General features: G+C 43.8%; 15 protein-coding genes. 7 read left to right on the top strand and 8 right to left on the bottom strand.

What is annotated here, in order from left to right:
• Positions 1 to 5: 5 nt before the first annotated feature.
• A complete protein-coding gene (locus IEW76_RS10785; RefSeq protein WP_229721205.1) occupies positions 6 to 455 on the bottom strand; it encodes a MarR family winged helix-turn-helix transcriptional regulator in 450 nt (149 codons plus the stop codon).
• Positions 456 to 723: 268 nt separating this feature from the next.
• Here IEW76_RS10785 and IEW76_RS10780 point away from each other — a divergent pair, with 268 nt between their 5' ends.
• The 4 genes from IEW76_RS10780 (at position 724) to IEW76_RS10765 (ending at position 6,875) form a co-directional block, all read left to right on the top strand.
• Positions 724 to 1,230, top strand: coding sequence for a hypothetical protein (locus IEW76_RS10780; RefSeq protein WP_188653682.1), 507 nt, complete (start codon positions 724 to 726; stop codon positions 1,228 to 1,230).
• 549 nt (positions 1,231 to 1,779) lie between these two features.
• Positions 1,780 to 3,078 (top strand): hypothetical protein, encoded by a 1,299-nt coding sequence (locus IEW76_RS10775; RefSeq protein ID WP_188653679.1) that lies wholly within the window; start codon positions 1,780 to 1,782, stop codon positions 3,076 to 3,078.
• Complete coding sequence (locus IEW76_RS10770; RefSeq protein WP_188653677.1) at positions 3,062 to 5,047, top strand: McrB family protein; 1,986 nt, start codon at positions 3,062 to 3,064, stop codon at positions 5,045 to 5,047. The genes IEW76_RS10775 and IEW76_RS10770 overlap by 17 nt, the downstream gene beginning before the upstream one ends.
• A complete protein-coding gene (locus tag IEW76_RS10765; RefSeq protein ID WP_188653675.1) occupies positions 5,031 to 6,875 on the top strand; it encodes a hypothetical protein in 1,845 nt (614 codons plus the stop codon). Before IEW76_RS10770 ends, IEW76_RS10765 begins: the two co-directional genes overlap by 17 nt.
• A gap of 106 nt (positions 6,876 to 6,981) precedes the next feature.
• On the opposite strand, the gene IEW76_RS10760 is transcribed toward IEW76_RS10765, so the two are convergent.
• From IEW76_RS10760 to IEW76_RS10740, 5 genes are all read right to left on the bottom strand, one after another.
• The gene (locus IEW76_RS10760) at positions 6,982 to 7,569 is read right to left on the bottom strand and encodes a hypothetical protein (RefSeq protein ID WP_188653673.1); all 588 of its coding nucleotides are present in this window, start codon (positions 7,567 to 7,569) and stop codon (positions 6,982 to 6,984) included.
• Between the two features lie 131 nt (positions 7,570 to 7,700).
• Positions 7,701 to 7,868, bottom strand: a complete 168-nt coding sequence (locus IEW76_RS10755) for a hypothetical protein (protein WP_188653671.1) — start codon at positions 7,866 to 7,868, stop codon at positions 7,701 to 7,703.
• 45 nt (positions 7,869 to 7,913) lie between these two features.
• Positions 7,914 to 8,267, bottom strand: coding sequence for a hypothetical protein (locus IEW76_RS10750; RefSeq protein WP_188653669.1), 354 nt, complete (start codon positions 8,265 to 8,267; stop codon positions 7,914 to 7,916).
• Between the two features lie 411 nt (positions 8,268 to 8,678).
• A complete protein-coding gene (locus IEW76_RS10745) occupies positions 8,679 to 8,906 on the bottom strand; it encodes a hypothetical protein (protein ID WP_188653667.1) in 228 nt (75 codons plus the stop codon).
• A gap of 150 nt (positions 8,907 to 9,056) precedes the next feature.
• On the bottom strand, positions 9,057 to 9,233 hold the full coding sequence (locus IEW76_RS10740) for a hypothetical protein (RefSeq protein ID WP_188653665.1): 177 nt from the start codon (positions 9,231 to 9,233) through the stop codon (positions 9,057 to 9,059).
• Between the two features lie 230 nt (positions 9,234 to 9,463).
• Here IEW76_RS10740 and IEW76_RS10735 point away from each other — a divergent pair, with 230 nt between their 5' ends.
• The gene (locus IEW76_RS10735; RefSeq protein WP_188653663.1) at positions 9,464 to 10,375 is read left to right on the top strand and encodes a methyl-accepting chemotaxis protein; all 912 of its coding nucleotides are present in this window, start codon (positions 9,464 to 9,466) and stop codon (positions 10,373 to 10,375) included.
• A 44-nt stretch (positions 10,376 to 10,419) separates the two neighbouring features.
• On the opposite strand, the gene IEW76_RS10730 is transcribed toward IEW76_RS10735, so the two are convergent.
• A complete protein-coding gene (locus tag IEW76_RS10730) occupies positions 10,420 to 10,734 on the bottom strand; it encodes a hypothetical protein (protein ID WP_188653661.1) in 315 nt (104 codons plus the stop codon).
• Between the two features lie 179 nt (positions 10,735 to 10,913).
• Between IEW76_RS10730 and IEW76_RS10725 the strand changes: the two genes are divergently transcribed.
• Positions 10,914 to 11,195, top strand: a complete 282-nt coding sequence (locus IEW76_RS10725) for a hypothetical protein (protein WP_188653658.1) — start codon at positions 10,914 to 10,916, stop codon at positions 11,193 to 11,195.
• Positions 11,196 to 11,321: 126 nt separating this feature from the next.
• The gene (locus IEW76_RS10720) at positions 11,322 to 12,248 is read left to right on the top strand and encodes an oxidoreductase (protein ID WP_188653656.1); all 927 of its coding nucleotides are present in this window, start codon (positions 11,322 to 11,324) and stop codon (positions 12,246 to 12,248) included.
• Between the two features lie 48 nt (positions 12,249 to 12,296).
• On the opposite strand, the gene dacB is transcribed toward IEW76_RS10720, so the two are convergent.
• Positions 12,297 to 13,784, bottom strand: a complete 1,488-nt coding sequence (dacB, locus tag IEW76_RS10715) for a D-alanyl-D-alanine carboxypeptidase/D-alanyl-D-alanine endopeptidase (RefSeq protein ID WP_188653655.1) — start codon at positions 13,782 to 13,784, stop codon at positions 12,297 to 12,299.
• Positions 13,785 to 14,366 lie beyond the last annotated feature (582 nt).

Below are 14,366 nucleotides of genomic sequence, written 5' to 3'. Positions count from 1 at the left end.
CTCCTCTACTCTATAGGTTGTTCGTCTTCAATATCCTTCACGTTGCTCTCTACTCTCGTTAATAAATCAGATAAGACAGCACGCTCTTGATCTGAGATTCCTTTGAAGACTTGTTTAATAAAAGTTTCTTTCTCTTTACAATAACGCTCGATCTTTTTTCGACCAGCTTCTGTTAGCTTGACGAATGTGACCCGGTTATCTTCAGGGTTTTTGCGACGAGTGACGACCCCTTTTTCATCAAGCTGCTTCAGGTGTCTCGTCACGGCAGCACTATCAATGTTGACCTGGTGACGGAGCTCAGTCTGATTAATCTCATCAACTTCCATTAATTTATGAAGTAACTCTAATCGTGACTGGCTTATTCCTGTGCAGCGTTCAAATTTCGGGCTCATCTGTCTATAGATCTCATTCAATTGAAGAATGAGCTTCTCTTGTTCTTGATATGAATTCGTCAACAAATCCCCCTCCTCACCTAATTAATTGATGCATCAATTATTGACCCGTCAACTAATTTAATATAGATCCTTATGCTTTGTCAACTAGAACGAATCCATTCATTGACCCATCAATCATTGAGGCATCAATTACTATAAAACAGACGATGTACATGAGTCAACGAAAGTACACTCTTCTTTACTCACTCTCTGCTACCTCTACATTCACGCGATAATCAAATGTATGCTACAATTGTACAATTAGATAGGTTATAGAAAGGATTTTTTGATGTGGTATGATGAGGATTTCACTTATTACCATGAGGGATTCGAAATCAACAAAGCCGGATTCAGTGTTGTAGCGAAAATCCAAGAAGGGATCATTCATATGATTGACTTCGGATTTGAGGATGTTGCTCCTTTATATCCAACAATGAGTCGCGAATTTATTGATACACTTATGTCTTTTGTACCGAAAGAAGTTGCGAAAGCCCTACCTCGCTATAGAGGAAAAAATGCGGATTTGGTCTACTACTTTATGAACCGTGAAGGAAAGTGGTTCGAGTTCAATTATCACATGGATCGGATTGAACCAGTCCAGGGCTTAGATAAATACAATATGAACGACACCGAAATGATTCCATGGGTCGGCGAAGCATTAAAGCGCCAAAACGCTGAACATTGCCCAAGCTGCCGCGCCCTTTATTTAGAAAAAGGCAAAGTCGAATGCCTACCATGTAAAACCATCGGCCCCCACCACCCTCACAGAATGGCCGAGGCTGACAAAGTGGAATAGAAAAGCTAGAGGACGGCCTGAACCGTCCTTTTTTTGATGGATTAAATTCCAGACTGGATATCGGAACCAGGGGTTAAGCCGATCCACCCGAACTTGAGCCGCTCCCGCTAACTCTCTCCTCCTACTTGAGTCACTTTTTCTTAATCTTGAGCCACTTCTCTCTAACTTGAGCCACTTCCTTGCTGACTTGCGCTTTTTATCTCTAGCTTGAGCTGTTTTTTTAAGTACTTGAGTCAGTTTTTTTCGAACTTGAGCCGGTTCTTCTATAGGTTGAGTCGCTTTCACTGGACTTGAGCCGCTCTCCCCCGACTTGAGCCACTTCCGCCCCGACTTGAGTCGCTCTCCCCGAACTTGAGCCACTTCTGCCCCGACTTGAGTCGCTCTCCCCGAACTTGAGCCACCCTCCCAACTATATATGCCCTCCGCTTACCATCATCCCTATCATAAATTCACGTACATCCCTCATCATCCAATACATGTCAAGACTAGTAATAACCCGACTTTTTATCTATTATTTTACATATACCTACATCTTAAGGAGTGGCTTTGATGACAACGGATACGAAGGAAATAAGCCAGGAGTGGCTCGAGATACAAAAGACCGTAAAACAAGACTTTCTGAACCATGTTTCTAAGAAGGAAATGGCGAAGATTGCCCAGGTGTTTGACTTGAAAGTACAAGGATTTTCAAAGAAACGATTGGTTTCTGCCCCACCTCCTATGCTAAAACAGACGATCACAAAATTTATGGATTCACTTACCGATTTGAGAATCTTCTTCCGAGGATTCACAGGACCTTTTATAGAGGACATGGAAGCGCACGAGTTTTCTGAGCTGATTTTACAGGCATCTTTAGAAGAAAGCATGACCGATACGCAAAAAATGATGATTGTGGCTGTGCTTTTTCCGGAGCGTTATGAAGACAATCGAAAGAGGATGATCGAGAATGTAGAGAACGGAGAAGATGTATTCACTGGCCTTCAAGAATTTTCATTAGAAGAAATTCTCAAAGGCCATGCGCAAAAGCACGAAACAACGCTCCCTTCTCTCATCGATTCGTTCCTTGAGAAACACACGATAATCGAGGATCTCCCCGAGGAGTTAGATCTTGTATCGTTTTTCGAAAAAGAGTATGAAGAGGATCATGAAACAGAAGCCTTGCAAATTGTAAGCGAATACGACCTGAACGGTGAGGACTATTCTTCTGAAGAATTGCTACCATTATACAAACTTGCACTCCATGAGCTTATTACGCTTGCCGACCGAACCATTACGAAAGCTAACGAAGAGCGAGAGGGAGCGCTACACGAGAAGGCTTCTGCTGAACGAAAAGCAAGTCGGTATTATAAGCGACGCGATGACCTCCTGCGTCAGTTGAAAGAAAAAGAACAAGATCGACAAGATGGAGAAAAAGACCAAAGAGAAGAACGACTAGAGCTTCAGAGACAGAATGAAACGCTTGAACGGGAACTTGAGAAGGTGCGTCAGGAGTATAAAGATGCGATGAAGAAGAAAGAGGATGCCGAGATCGATGTGTTCTCAGAGCTTGATGACTTTTTGTTTATTACAAGCGAACGTGCCGAGCGCTACGATTCTTTCATCCCTGAAAAGAAGCTGCTTACATACAATACAGATCGTTCGTTTTCTGAGCAGTTTAAGTTTATACCAGAGAATAAGCTGATCTTCATAGACACCAACTCCCTTTCATCTAAGGCGCAGCTTGAAGTCAGGAAGTATTTGCAACAGAAACAGTACAGTTATAAATTCGTCAGCGGTTCTCCTCAGAGCGTGTTCCGCAAAATTATTTTCTACCTAGAAGGAGATGCAACCTATGAAGCTATCAACTAAACTCCCACATATCGTAAGAAGACAACTCGATGACAGCATCTTCGTTGGCCGATTAGCTACATCGTCTGAAATTCATACCCAAACGTTTCAGGAATCACCGATTGTACTAAGCGAACATTCGGACCGGCTAACCTTTTACATCAAGCCGTTATCCCCTATTCCGAACGGACTTACCCGCTATTTTGGTAAGATGAGTGACTTGTTAACAGGGAATACAAACTCGATGAACAACGTGCGTTTGTTCAATGATTTGATCAACTATGATCGTCTTCCCTATCCAGATATTAAGCCACGTATCGAAGCGCTGTTTCAGGACAAGCTTGTTCTCTTCAAGTTGACCCATGCGAATGACAATATTTACGTTGAGTTGATTAAGCTTGAGCCCATTCAACCTGAAGAGGGGTATGTAGTGATTCCAGCTCCCGACTTGCGTATTGGAGAAACGAATCAGGATCTCGAGTCCAAGCTAACGAACGAGAAACGCCCCATCACACTAAAAAAATACCCGAACCTATTCCCGTCTCCATCCATGGTTCTGTTTGAGAACACCCTTTATGAAGTTGATTTGGAATCTAAAAGTAACTCTACAACGTACTTTCAGAAGGATGACGCGTCTGTTCGATACGCTACGCTTGATCCAGATGAACTGATCGAACATGTTGATGCTGTTTACGAACATCATTTATATTTCTTATCTAAACAAAAGTTCGCTAGTTTGTGTGAGCTTTTTGAAACGAGAAAAAGAGAGCTGACTAAAGAGCACCCGCCAAAGGTGGAGCAACCTGCAACGCCTGCTAGTTCAGTAGAAAGGCATATACCTACTCCGGCTCGAGCTACTTCTGAGATGGAGTTTCTTCACCGTTTGCTTCATAAAGCAGGGTATGAGCACAAAATGTTTTATCGTGAAGAGGATCTGTATGCGTTTCATATGAGTGTGAAGACGAATCCGCTCACCATTCTCGGTGGCATGTCTGGTACAGGAAAATCACAGCTCGCTCGTATATACGGGGAAACGCTAGGACTCGTAGAAGGTGAGACAATGCTTTTCTTACCCATCTCCCCTTCTTACCAGGATCCAAATGATATCCTTGGGTACTTGAATCCGACAACAGAGCTGTTCCATGAAAGCGATACGGGTCTTGTGAGTCTCTTGCAACATGCGGCTGATTATCCGGATCAGCTCCATATGGTTATTTTTGATGAGATGAATTTATCGCAAGTGGAGCACTGGTTCAGTCCATTTCTTTCGCTCCTTGAGATTAATGGAGATAAGCACTTACAGATCTTTAACGATCACGTGACGGAACAAAGTGGTCGCTACCAGTCTCGTATTAAACTTGGGGACAATTTGATCTTTGTTGGAACCGTGAACTTCGATGAGACGACGAAATCCTTCTCCGATCGGCTGCTTGACCGGACAAATATCATTACACCGAAGAAGCCGCCTTTTAAAGATACAATCGCTTTCTATGAAAAGGTCCACCGTTCTGTGCCTGTTTCTCCTGAGCCGAGAAAGGTGAGCGCTTCTCATTTGCGCGGGGAATGGCGCTTTGCTCCGCAAGAGGTTGGGCTCCATCTTTTGAACGAGTACGAGGTCCATACACTTGATGCGATTCATACCCTTATGAATGAGAACGATCCCCAAAAAGGAGTCTCATTCCGTGTGGCACTAGCAATTGCTGATTACTTGTGCAACGTACCCCATGACGAGCACGGACAGCCTTTACTTTCTAGACGGGAGCTGTTTGATTTCCAGATCAATCAGAGGATCTTAACGAAGATTAAGGGCATAGATACGTTTGCAGCGCCTATGGTTGGTGAAATGAGTACGCCTACTGATTATGTCGACGGCTCCCTCGCCCAACTCTTTAAATCCGACCGTGCTCAGATGGCTTCTGACTTCACCTTGTCTCTGAAGACCCTTCAGAACAAAGCAAAAGAGTTGATGATGTATGGCTTTACCAATTAATGAGCAAGAGACGATCGAACTAAAGGCTCTAGGAATCGGGCTTTATTTTCAAACCGGACGAAACGAAGTGCGAATTGATCGATTGAGCCTGGATCAGAAGCGACATAACCTTACAGAGACTATCGTGGAAGTGTATGAATACCAGAAGTGGAGTGCCCTATTGATTGACTGGAAGGCCAGTCGTTCCGTTACGGTTCGCCTCCCCTCAAAGGACGGAGCAGGAAACTCACTAGAGATTTCATTAGGGAAACACCAGCAAGTACAGCCGTTATTTGATCCGTCGAAAGAAGACACTTTCCCCTGGCCGTGCGGGACATTTCTGTACGAAGTCGATATTGGAGGTCAGACGTATTACGGCGCTGTCCGCATCATACCGCACCACTTCTCGAAGAAACAGTTCAATCGAATTGCAGAGTATTTAGAAGAGGCATTAGATGGGCTGACAACAAACTACTACCAGGATGTCAGTCGATCTCTTAGTCCTGAGCAGCTGATGGGAGAAAGCGATCTGCTTTTTTCTCGTTGGCTGGATCGTTCCTTCCGCAAGTTGACGATCGCACTGGATTGGATTGAGAAAGAAAACCAAATGAACGTGAGGCGTCACTACCAGGTCGAGTCTCATCCAGGAAGGATGGATCGTCAGAGTGTGAAATGGGAGTACTCCTTTAAAGGAGCCGTGATGAGTGGGACAAAGTTTTACAACCGCAAACATCGACATGACGCGAACCTCCCTGAGAATCAACTCGTTAAATTTCGTACGAAAGCGATTCTAAAACGAATGGACACTCTAATCCAGACACTCGAACAAGAACGGCTCGTCTTCATGGGCGAACAAGAGAAACTCAAGAGTGAAATCAGACAAATTCAATCCGACCGAAGAAGCCCGCTTCACCATGTCACTTCTCGTGATCAGACGCTATTAAAGAACAAGCAGATCAGTAAAGAAAAGACTCAAGAAGCACATGGATTAAAGATTTCCGGTATGGATCAGATGCTTCAGAAGGTGAAGTCCTATAGACAACAGCTCCGCTACGTCATACGGCAAGGTTTCTGGAATGATGTGGACGATGTCCATCCAAGGGTACCTCGATCCGTTCAAAGCCGTGGGTATATTTCGTTCCATAAGCTGTGGCATGAACTTGAAGAATCCGGAGGGCGAAAAACGTCACCATCGACGCCGTCCAAAGGGTCTCCTTTGTTCCACTCTACTGGGAAAATGTATGAGTATTATACGCTCTTAACGATTGTCCAGCTTATAACCGAGCGCGGCTTTTCCTTTAAGAAGGATACACTCTTGGGGCAGTTGCAAAAAGGATACCTACACTCAGAGCTTCAGGGAGGGACAACAGTCGTTCTTGAAAATGAGGACTTGGAACTGCATGTTGTGTACGAACAAGAGCTTGAGCATCGCTCCCGGGATGCGATCGCTAATGGAACGTACTTCTTCTCTAAGTTCAGAAGGAAAAAGCCAGATATCCGGATCGACTATTATAAGAAGCAAGAGGATGTCCCCCTCTATCATTCATCGATCGCAGTAGAAGTGAAGTATAGTCCCCTTCGCAATATCTACTCGCCGGATGGCAACACGAAAGCTGCCGAGCAGATGAACGAATATGTCGGCATTAAATATTACTGTCCTATTCGTAAGTCTTTCTATAACCGAATCCGTGAAGTGCTGTGCGTCTATCCCGGAAGTCGCGCAGAGCCTGTCCTACTTGATACAGAAGCCGGAAAGTTTGTTCAGCTTTATCCTACAGAAGATGGGGCTGTTGGGATGGAGGCGTTAGGAGAAGTGCTTGATGGGTGGTTGGATCCTGAAGTGTGGTAATGGATCGTCCCACTAAAAAACGAATGAACGTGAAAAAAACGGCTCAGATTTCGTATGAAACCTGAGCCGTTTTCTATTGTTCCTTTCAACGAAAAACCCGTTCGATCTATGTTTTCTTTTTGTAGCGATACAGAAAGAATGCGACTCCTACACCTATCAAAACAAGTATACTTCCATATACGAGGAAGGATGAATGTTCGTCCTGTGTATCCGGACTTGGTTCTACCTCTGTAGCTATCGTTTGTTCAGGATGCGACTTTAGAAAGTCTTCGTAAAAAGCTTGATTTGGACCTACAACTTTACCACCTTTCAGTTGAACCATCCCGTTTGGACCCGCAACGGGTATTAAGAAATCAGCATCTTTACTCGCTTCTAAGAATAAGAGAAATTCTCCCCCTTCTTCTTGATATTCCTCTACCCATCCCACATCAAAGCCATCAATGCCTGCCGTGATTGGATTAGCTACCTCTCCTTTATAAACATGTGTGATGTCGAACTCTTGCCCTTGAAATATAAAATCACTCGGTTCTGGTTGACTTGAGAAATTATATGTACCCGAAACAACAACCTCTGCCCGATCCACAACTTCTTGTGGTTCTATTTCGACCCAGCTCGTAGCGGAAGCTGTAGCGGAGTTCATCATCACGGTTAATAAGAAACTAGCAACGAACAGGATGTAATATAGTTTTTTCATTGTGGGCCCCCTTTCTTATTGATTAGACGTGCAATCAATAGAAAAGTTGCAAGCGAGTCTTGTTCGTATTGCTGCTAAGAAGAAAACATAACAGACCCAATCATTAGTCTTGATCTTTTGCTTCTTGGTTATCATTTTTGTTGTTCTCTAACTTGCTCGTTTAACTGCTTCACCTGTTGGATTAATTGCTCATTTTGCTTGATCTGAGCTTCTGAGTTTTTACTTAGGATTCGAAGCCATCTGAAGTTGAAGGCGATCGCGAGTACAACTATCATCCATATAGCTGTTGGGATATCCATGCCAAAGCACACCTCCTTAGTCCTTTTGAATCCAATGAGCTCTCATTATGCCAAAACCGATTCAGAACTGCGTCTCCTCAAGACCTCATCAATGACAAAGAATAGAGCAGCTACTGGCACCGCATAGACAAACAGGAACGGATTCACAATGACCGGGATGGTGAGACCCATATGAAAGATAAAGGAGAACATCACACGTGCGTCTCCAAAGTTTCTAGTCATCCTCTCAATTCCCATAGAGGCCACGCCACCAAGGAGCGTCCCACAGCCAATATAGATCATATAGAGGACTACGTTTGAAAGGAACCCATCCTTTTCAAATAACTGAAACTGATAGCCAAAGAAAGCTGAAGCGATGATGGTTGTACTAAGTGCGGCATAGATTTTTCTGAGGATCACGGCGATCTCTCTCCCCTTTTCTTTTCTTGATATAGGTTTTCATATTTATGATCCATTTTACGAATGAGCTTTCTAACACCAAAGCCAATCCACATAAATATTGCCAAAAAGAGTGCATGTATACTGTTCTCCACCCATGAAATGTGATCAGCCCAAAGAAGATCAAGAACGACCCTGATTGAAAATAAGCCTAGGAAGACAAAGGTACAGACACGAAATATAACGCGTGACATTCGATCAACTCCTATCTAATCTCTTTTTTGAGTGGTAAAAGGAAACCTCTGCTCTATTCCTTTCATGGGTACTCATTTATGTAACTCGTGTTCCTCTCTTCCTACGGTTTTAGGTTCCTGTAAGTTTCATCCTTCACCAAAAAAGAGATCAAATGATGTTAAAGAGTGACTTCTTCCATTATGACTCTCTGATCCACTTGAAAAGATAACGAACGGATAATGCCGAGAGCGGGAAGTTAGCCAACACAGCTACCCAGCTCAAGAAGTAGGTAACCCCATTTAAAGGCAATATGGTATGAAAGAGAAATACGAGTACCCGCCAATAAAACACAAGAAATACAATAAATAAGAAGAAGCTCACAACCTGTTCTTTAGCAGGAAGATATTTATCCGTTGCTTTCATCACTCCTCACCCCCATCTATTCAACTGTAAAATAACCCCAACAAAATGTAAACACTTTCATATAGTAAAGGAGTGAAGGGTGTCTGGCACGCTTCACTCCTTTACTGCATTAAAAAAAGCACTTCTGATTTGAACAGAAGTGCTTTGATAGGATTAGGTTGTAGTTTTGGTGCGGATTCTTTTCTTCAGTGAGCGGGCGTTCCATGCACAGACGATGGCTGCAACACCGTCTATAACGGGGATGACCCCTGCCGTAAAGATTGAAAAGAAAAAGGAGATTGCAAATAAGGCAGCTAACACAATCATGAGGTAGAATAAGAATTTTATCATAGTAACGTGGATTCCTCCCTGTCATTTCCTCCCCCAATGGTAACACATCTGCACTCACTCAACGATCGTCTAAAGAACAGAACCCTCATTCAAAGTTAGGGTGAAATTCACCCAGGAAGAGAGCATATCCTTTTATTCACTAAAATAATCATTGAATTCCATTACTAGGATGTTTTTTAGTTGATTGTTCCTATAAGGAATTCTATCATAATAAGTAAGGGGGAAAGACCATGACGACAACAGATATTCAAACAAACATTCATGATTACCACGTGGTACAGGCCATTGAGGAAAACCTTGCCACAATCCGGTTTGATTTAAATCGCCGAGTGCAGTTTGTGAACGACAATTTTGCTAAGGGGCTTGGATATACAAGAGACGAGATGTATGGAATGCTACATAGCGACCTTTGTTTTCCTGAGTTTAGCCAAGATCGAAGCTATGAAACATTTTGGCGAGACCTTGAGAAAGGAAAGTCTTTTCAAGATAAGATTAAGCGAAAAGACGCGAAGGGAGATGCCATTTGGTTAGAAGCTACGTATATGCCTGTGAGGGATGACTCAAGACGAGTGGTAGGCGTGTTTAAAGTTGCCACAAACATTACATCACGTCAGAATACGATTCATTCAGTAGCGAGTAAATTAGAAGCGATGTCAGAAGATCTGACTCAAAAATCGCAGTTTGGTATTGAACGCAGCCAGGACTTTCTAAAGACGATTGAAAGCATCTCAGAAGTCTCGACTTCAAATATTCAGACACTAAACAATCTTCAACAAGATGCCAAAAGCATTCAAGGAATTGTGAAGACGATTAAAGATATTGCCGCGCAGACCAACTTACTTGCCCTAAATGCCGGAATCGAAGCAGCAAGAGCCGGTGAGCATGGACGAGGATTTGACGTGGTGGCGAAAGAAGTAAAGAAACTATCCGAGAAGGTAGACGGTTCTATTAAAGAGGTTAAGACGAGCATTGAGTCCATTTCATATGAAATCAATACCATTACGACCGGCACCGAACAAGCTCAATCGAGTATCCAGGATAGCCAGCAACAAATTCAAGATGCTCTAGAGGACTTCGCTAATATTCTTGAAGCTGCACATACGCTAGAGAACCAAGCCAAAGATTTCTCTACTATTCTATAGATCACAAAGCTACCGCATTCGGGCGGTAGCTTTTTTCCGTATAGCTAACTTTTTTCACTACCTACAATTTCAGAAGGCTTCACTAAGCGAAAGGCACTGAAGAACACTACAAGCCCATTTATGAAATAAGGGATTGAAGCAAGTAAACCAATGGTTCCAGCAATCTCATCTCCTTCATTAATAAACTTCACCCCCATACTAAGACCAAACATAAAAAGGGGTGTCGAGAAGATAAACAGCATGCCGGCCCATAGTCGCTTCTTAAAATTACGCCTAGCATAATAGTTAGCCAAGCTATTCACCGAAATGAATACTGCTACAACGATCGCTGTTAAAAGAACCCTTTCGAGAATGTCCAATTCCTCTCCCTCCTTTCTCCTGATCCTCACAATAAAACTCTAGCATATTTTGCCTTTTTCGATCATCTGAAAATAGATAAAATTCCTCGTTCTCATGCTTTATGCCCATTTTTGTATGATTTTACCACTTCGGGTGTTATAATGGACCAAGATGAATTGGAACAAAATGGGGTGGAAAGATGATCTATATCCTTTATTTGATTCCTATAATCTTGGGAATCTATTATATCGCGAATGGCATCCGCCACGTCGGCGTTTCTCGCTTTCTTGCACCTTTAATACTCGGCCCGCTCTCTCTCGTGATTATACTTTGGCGTATTTTTGGTGAATTCGAGAACGATGGGGCCAAGATGCTTCTTTTCGTGATCGCCGTTTTACTCAGCTCTTCCTTTTTATTTACTTCGATGCTCCCTACCGAAAAGGAATTTTCCGCCCAGTCTGAAAATCAGAAGGTCGATTAGAAGAAAAACTCTAAGTGACGGAACTTAGAGTTTTTTTCATGTCTCAATGCCTTATCGTTTTCATATGAAGCACAAACGTTTACCATGAGAATAGCTACATAACCAACAAGAAAGGTCGTGTTCCATATGTTTCCACACCACTGGTCTGTGGACAAAATCCCTTCGATGCAGGGACAAACCATTATCGTAACAGGCGGCAATAGCGGATTGGGACAAGAAGCTGTCCGTGTCTATGCTACAAAAGGAGCCACAGTCATACTAGCTTGTCGCTCGATCGAGAAAGGTCAACAAGCAGCCCACCGCATTCTTTCCATGTTCCCTCAAGCCAACATTGATGTGATGGAGCTTGACTTGGCTAGCCTTCAATCGATTCATACATTCGCTGAACAATTCAAATCGAAATACAGCAAACTAGACATTCTCATGAACAATGCAGGCGTCATGACCACCCCTTATGGAAAAACAGAAGACGGATTCGAGCAACAACTTGGCATTAACCACCTCGGCCATTTCGCTCTTACCTCCCTTCTGTTCGATCACTTGAAAAAGGGAGATCATGCTCGAATCGTGAACATCAGCAGTAACGCTCACAAACAAGGTGACCTTGATTTCGATAACTTAATGTATGAAGGTGGCAAAGGCTACTCTCCTATGAAGGCCTACTCCCGTTCCAAGTTAGCAAATCTCCTATTCACGTATGAACTACAGCGCCGCGTTGAACGTGCTGACTTAGATATTAAAGTCCTCGCTGCTCACCCAGGCGGTGCAAATACGAATTTAGCAAGACACATTGAAAATAAGTTCTTATTCAAGATGCTTCGTGGTGTGCTTGAACGGATTACGCAAAGTGCCTACGACGGCGCCCTCCCAGGCATTCGCGCCGCAACGGACAAGGATGCAAAGGGTGGACAGTACTACGGGCCATCTGGCAAGTGGGAAATGAAAGGCGACCCTGTCCTCGTAGAACCGAAAACGCGAGCTCTTGATGTGAACGATGCTGACCTTTTATGGAAAGAGTCAGAGCGATTGACGGGTGTTCCATTTACCGTATAGCCAAATAAAAAAAGGGACTTGTTCATAAAGAACAAGTCCCTTTTTCTATTACTCATCATAATTGGCAAGCGTAATCGCAATTTCATCTTCAATGTCTTGCGCAGAATCTAAATAGTTGTTGAGGATAATCGAGAAAATCAGCTCTTCCCCGTTCTCTGCTGTTACATATCCAGACAAGGACGTCACACCAGTTAAGGATCCTGTTTTAGCTTGGACATTCCCTTCTGCCAGGGTATCGCCCATCCGGTAACGGAGTGTCCCTCCTTCGAAGCGCCCGCTGTCACCCGCTACAGGTAAGGATTCCAAATAATCATCAAACCACTCTTCTTCTCTTATTTTGTATAAAAGGTCCGAGATTTCATTAGCCGGCACCATGTTGACGTGCGACATACCAGATCCATCCCGGAGGCGCATCGTATCTGCATTAACGCCAATGCCTGATAAGTAGTCTTCTACCACATTCAACCCTTTTTCCCAGCTTCCTTCACCATGGGTGACTTTCCCCATTTCTTTCACTAACACTTCAGCATGTCCATTGTTACTCAGTTTCATAAACGGAATAAGCAACTCTTCAAGGGGCATGGACTCTTTAGAAACGAGCTGTTTTGCTGTATCTGGGGTCTCACCATTCAGCTGCTTCTCGCCTTTCACTTTAATTCCTTCATCCACTAGAGCCTGATGGAATAAGTCTAATGCGAGGCCTGATGGTTCAGACACAGCCACCCACGAACGAGAACGACTTCCGTCAACCGGGATCGTGCCTTCGACAACAATTTGATTCGTCCCATGCTCCCGTACGATCGAAATGTCTTTTTCCTCATCTGCAGCTACTGTTTCTGTTCGATTAACAATTTCAACGTAATCCGTCTTTGGAGTTACTTGAACATTAGCTTGCCCTCCTTCTTCATCACCCGGGTACGCAGCAACAATCACGGTACCAGCATCATAGTCTTCATTAGGCGCTGCTGTTAGCGCGGATACTTGAGCAGCATAGTAGTTCGTTTCATCATTCCAAGAAATATCCTCTGACAATCGTACATCATCGTACCATGTATCATCGGCAATCACGTCGCCTTTAACTTCACGAACGCCCGCCTCTTTTAAAGACTGGGCCATCTCTTCGAAATCTTCCTTCATTAAAGTAGGATCACCCTTACCTTTCAGATACAAGTCACCGTGCAACTTGCCCCCTTTCATTTCCCCATCAGCCAAAACCTCTGTCGGAAAACGGTAATTAGATCCCAACGTGTCAAGCGCGGCCGCAGCCGTCAACAGCTTCATGTTCGAAGCGGGCTTCAAGCGAAGATCTTCATTGTATTCATACATCACCTCACCCGTTTCAGCCGAACGAACACTCACCCCAGCAAGCGCGCCGTCCAATTTCTCATCACTTAAAATCTCAGTCAGCTTTGAGGACAACGTATCCTCTTCATCCGTCGCGTTAATCTCAGTAACGGGAGCGGACTGATAAGGAGCCATTAACAAAAACGAAGCAAGAAACAGGACAATGATTTGTTTACCTTTCTTTGAAAACATATGTAATTTCATTCCTCCTTGAATCATATAGTATTCCTAACACTATCAAAGAATACAGAAAATTCAATTATTTATAAGGGGTTAGATGGAAAACAGAACCATTGTATGACATTCTTTATGACTTTAGCCTTATTCATGATGCCCCTTGGCCTTGAGTTCATTCAGTTAGAAAGATGTAGGTGGAAGATGGGCGGGGGAGCTGGGGGCTTGAGCCGGTTCTCGGGGACTTGAGCCGTTGATTCTGAGCCTGAGCCACTTGTCCTGTCACTTGAGCCAGTAAGCTTAAAACCAGACCTCGCCTGCCTGAGTAGTGCGCTGACTTGAGCCTGTTTCTTCTCATCTTGAGCCAATATGACGTAACTTAAGCCAGTTCTCCCCCTACTTGAGCCAGTATCCGCTGACTTGAGCTGTTATTTTCCCGGCTTGAGCCGATTTTCTCAAATCTTGAGCCGGTTCCCTTCCCTCTTGAGCCGTTTGAGCACAACTTGAGCCGCTCCGCCCCCGGTTGAGCCGGTATCGACTAACTTGAGCCAGTAAGCTTAAAACCAGACCTCGCCTGCCTGAGTAGGGAGCTGACTTGAG

This window comes from Pontibacillus salipaludis (assembly GCF_014642405.1).
Taxonomy (GTDB): Bacteria; Bacillota; Bacilli; order Bacillales; family BH030062; genus Pontibacillus; species Pontibacillus salipaludis.
This window is presented reverse-complemented; position numbering and strand designations above follow the sequence as displayed.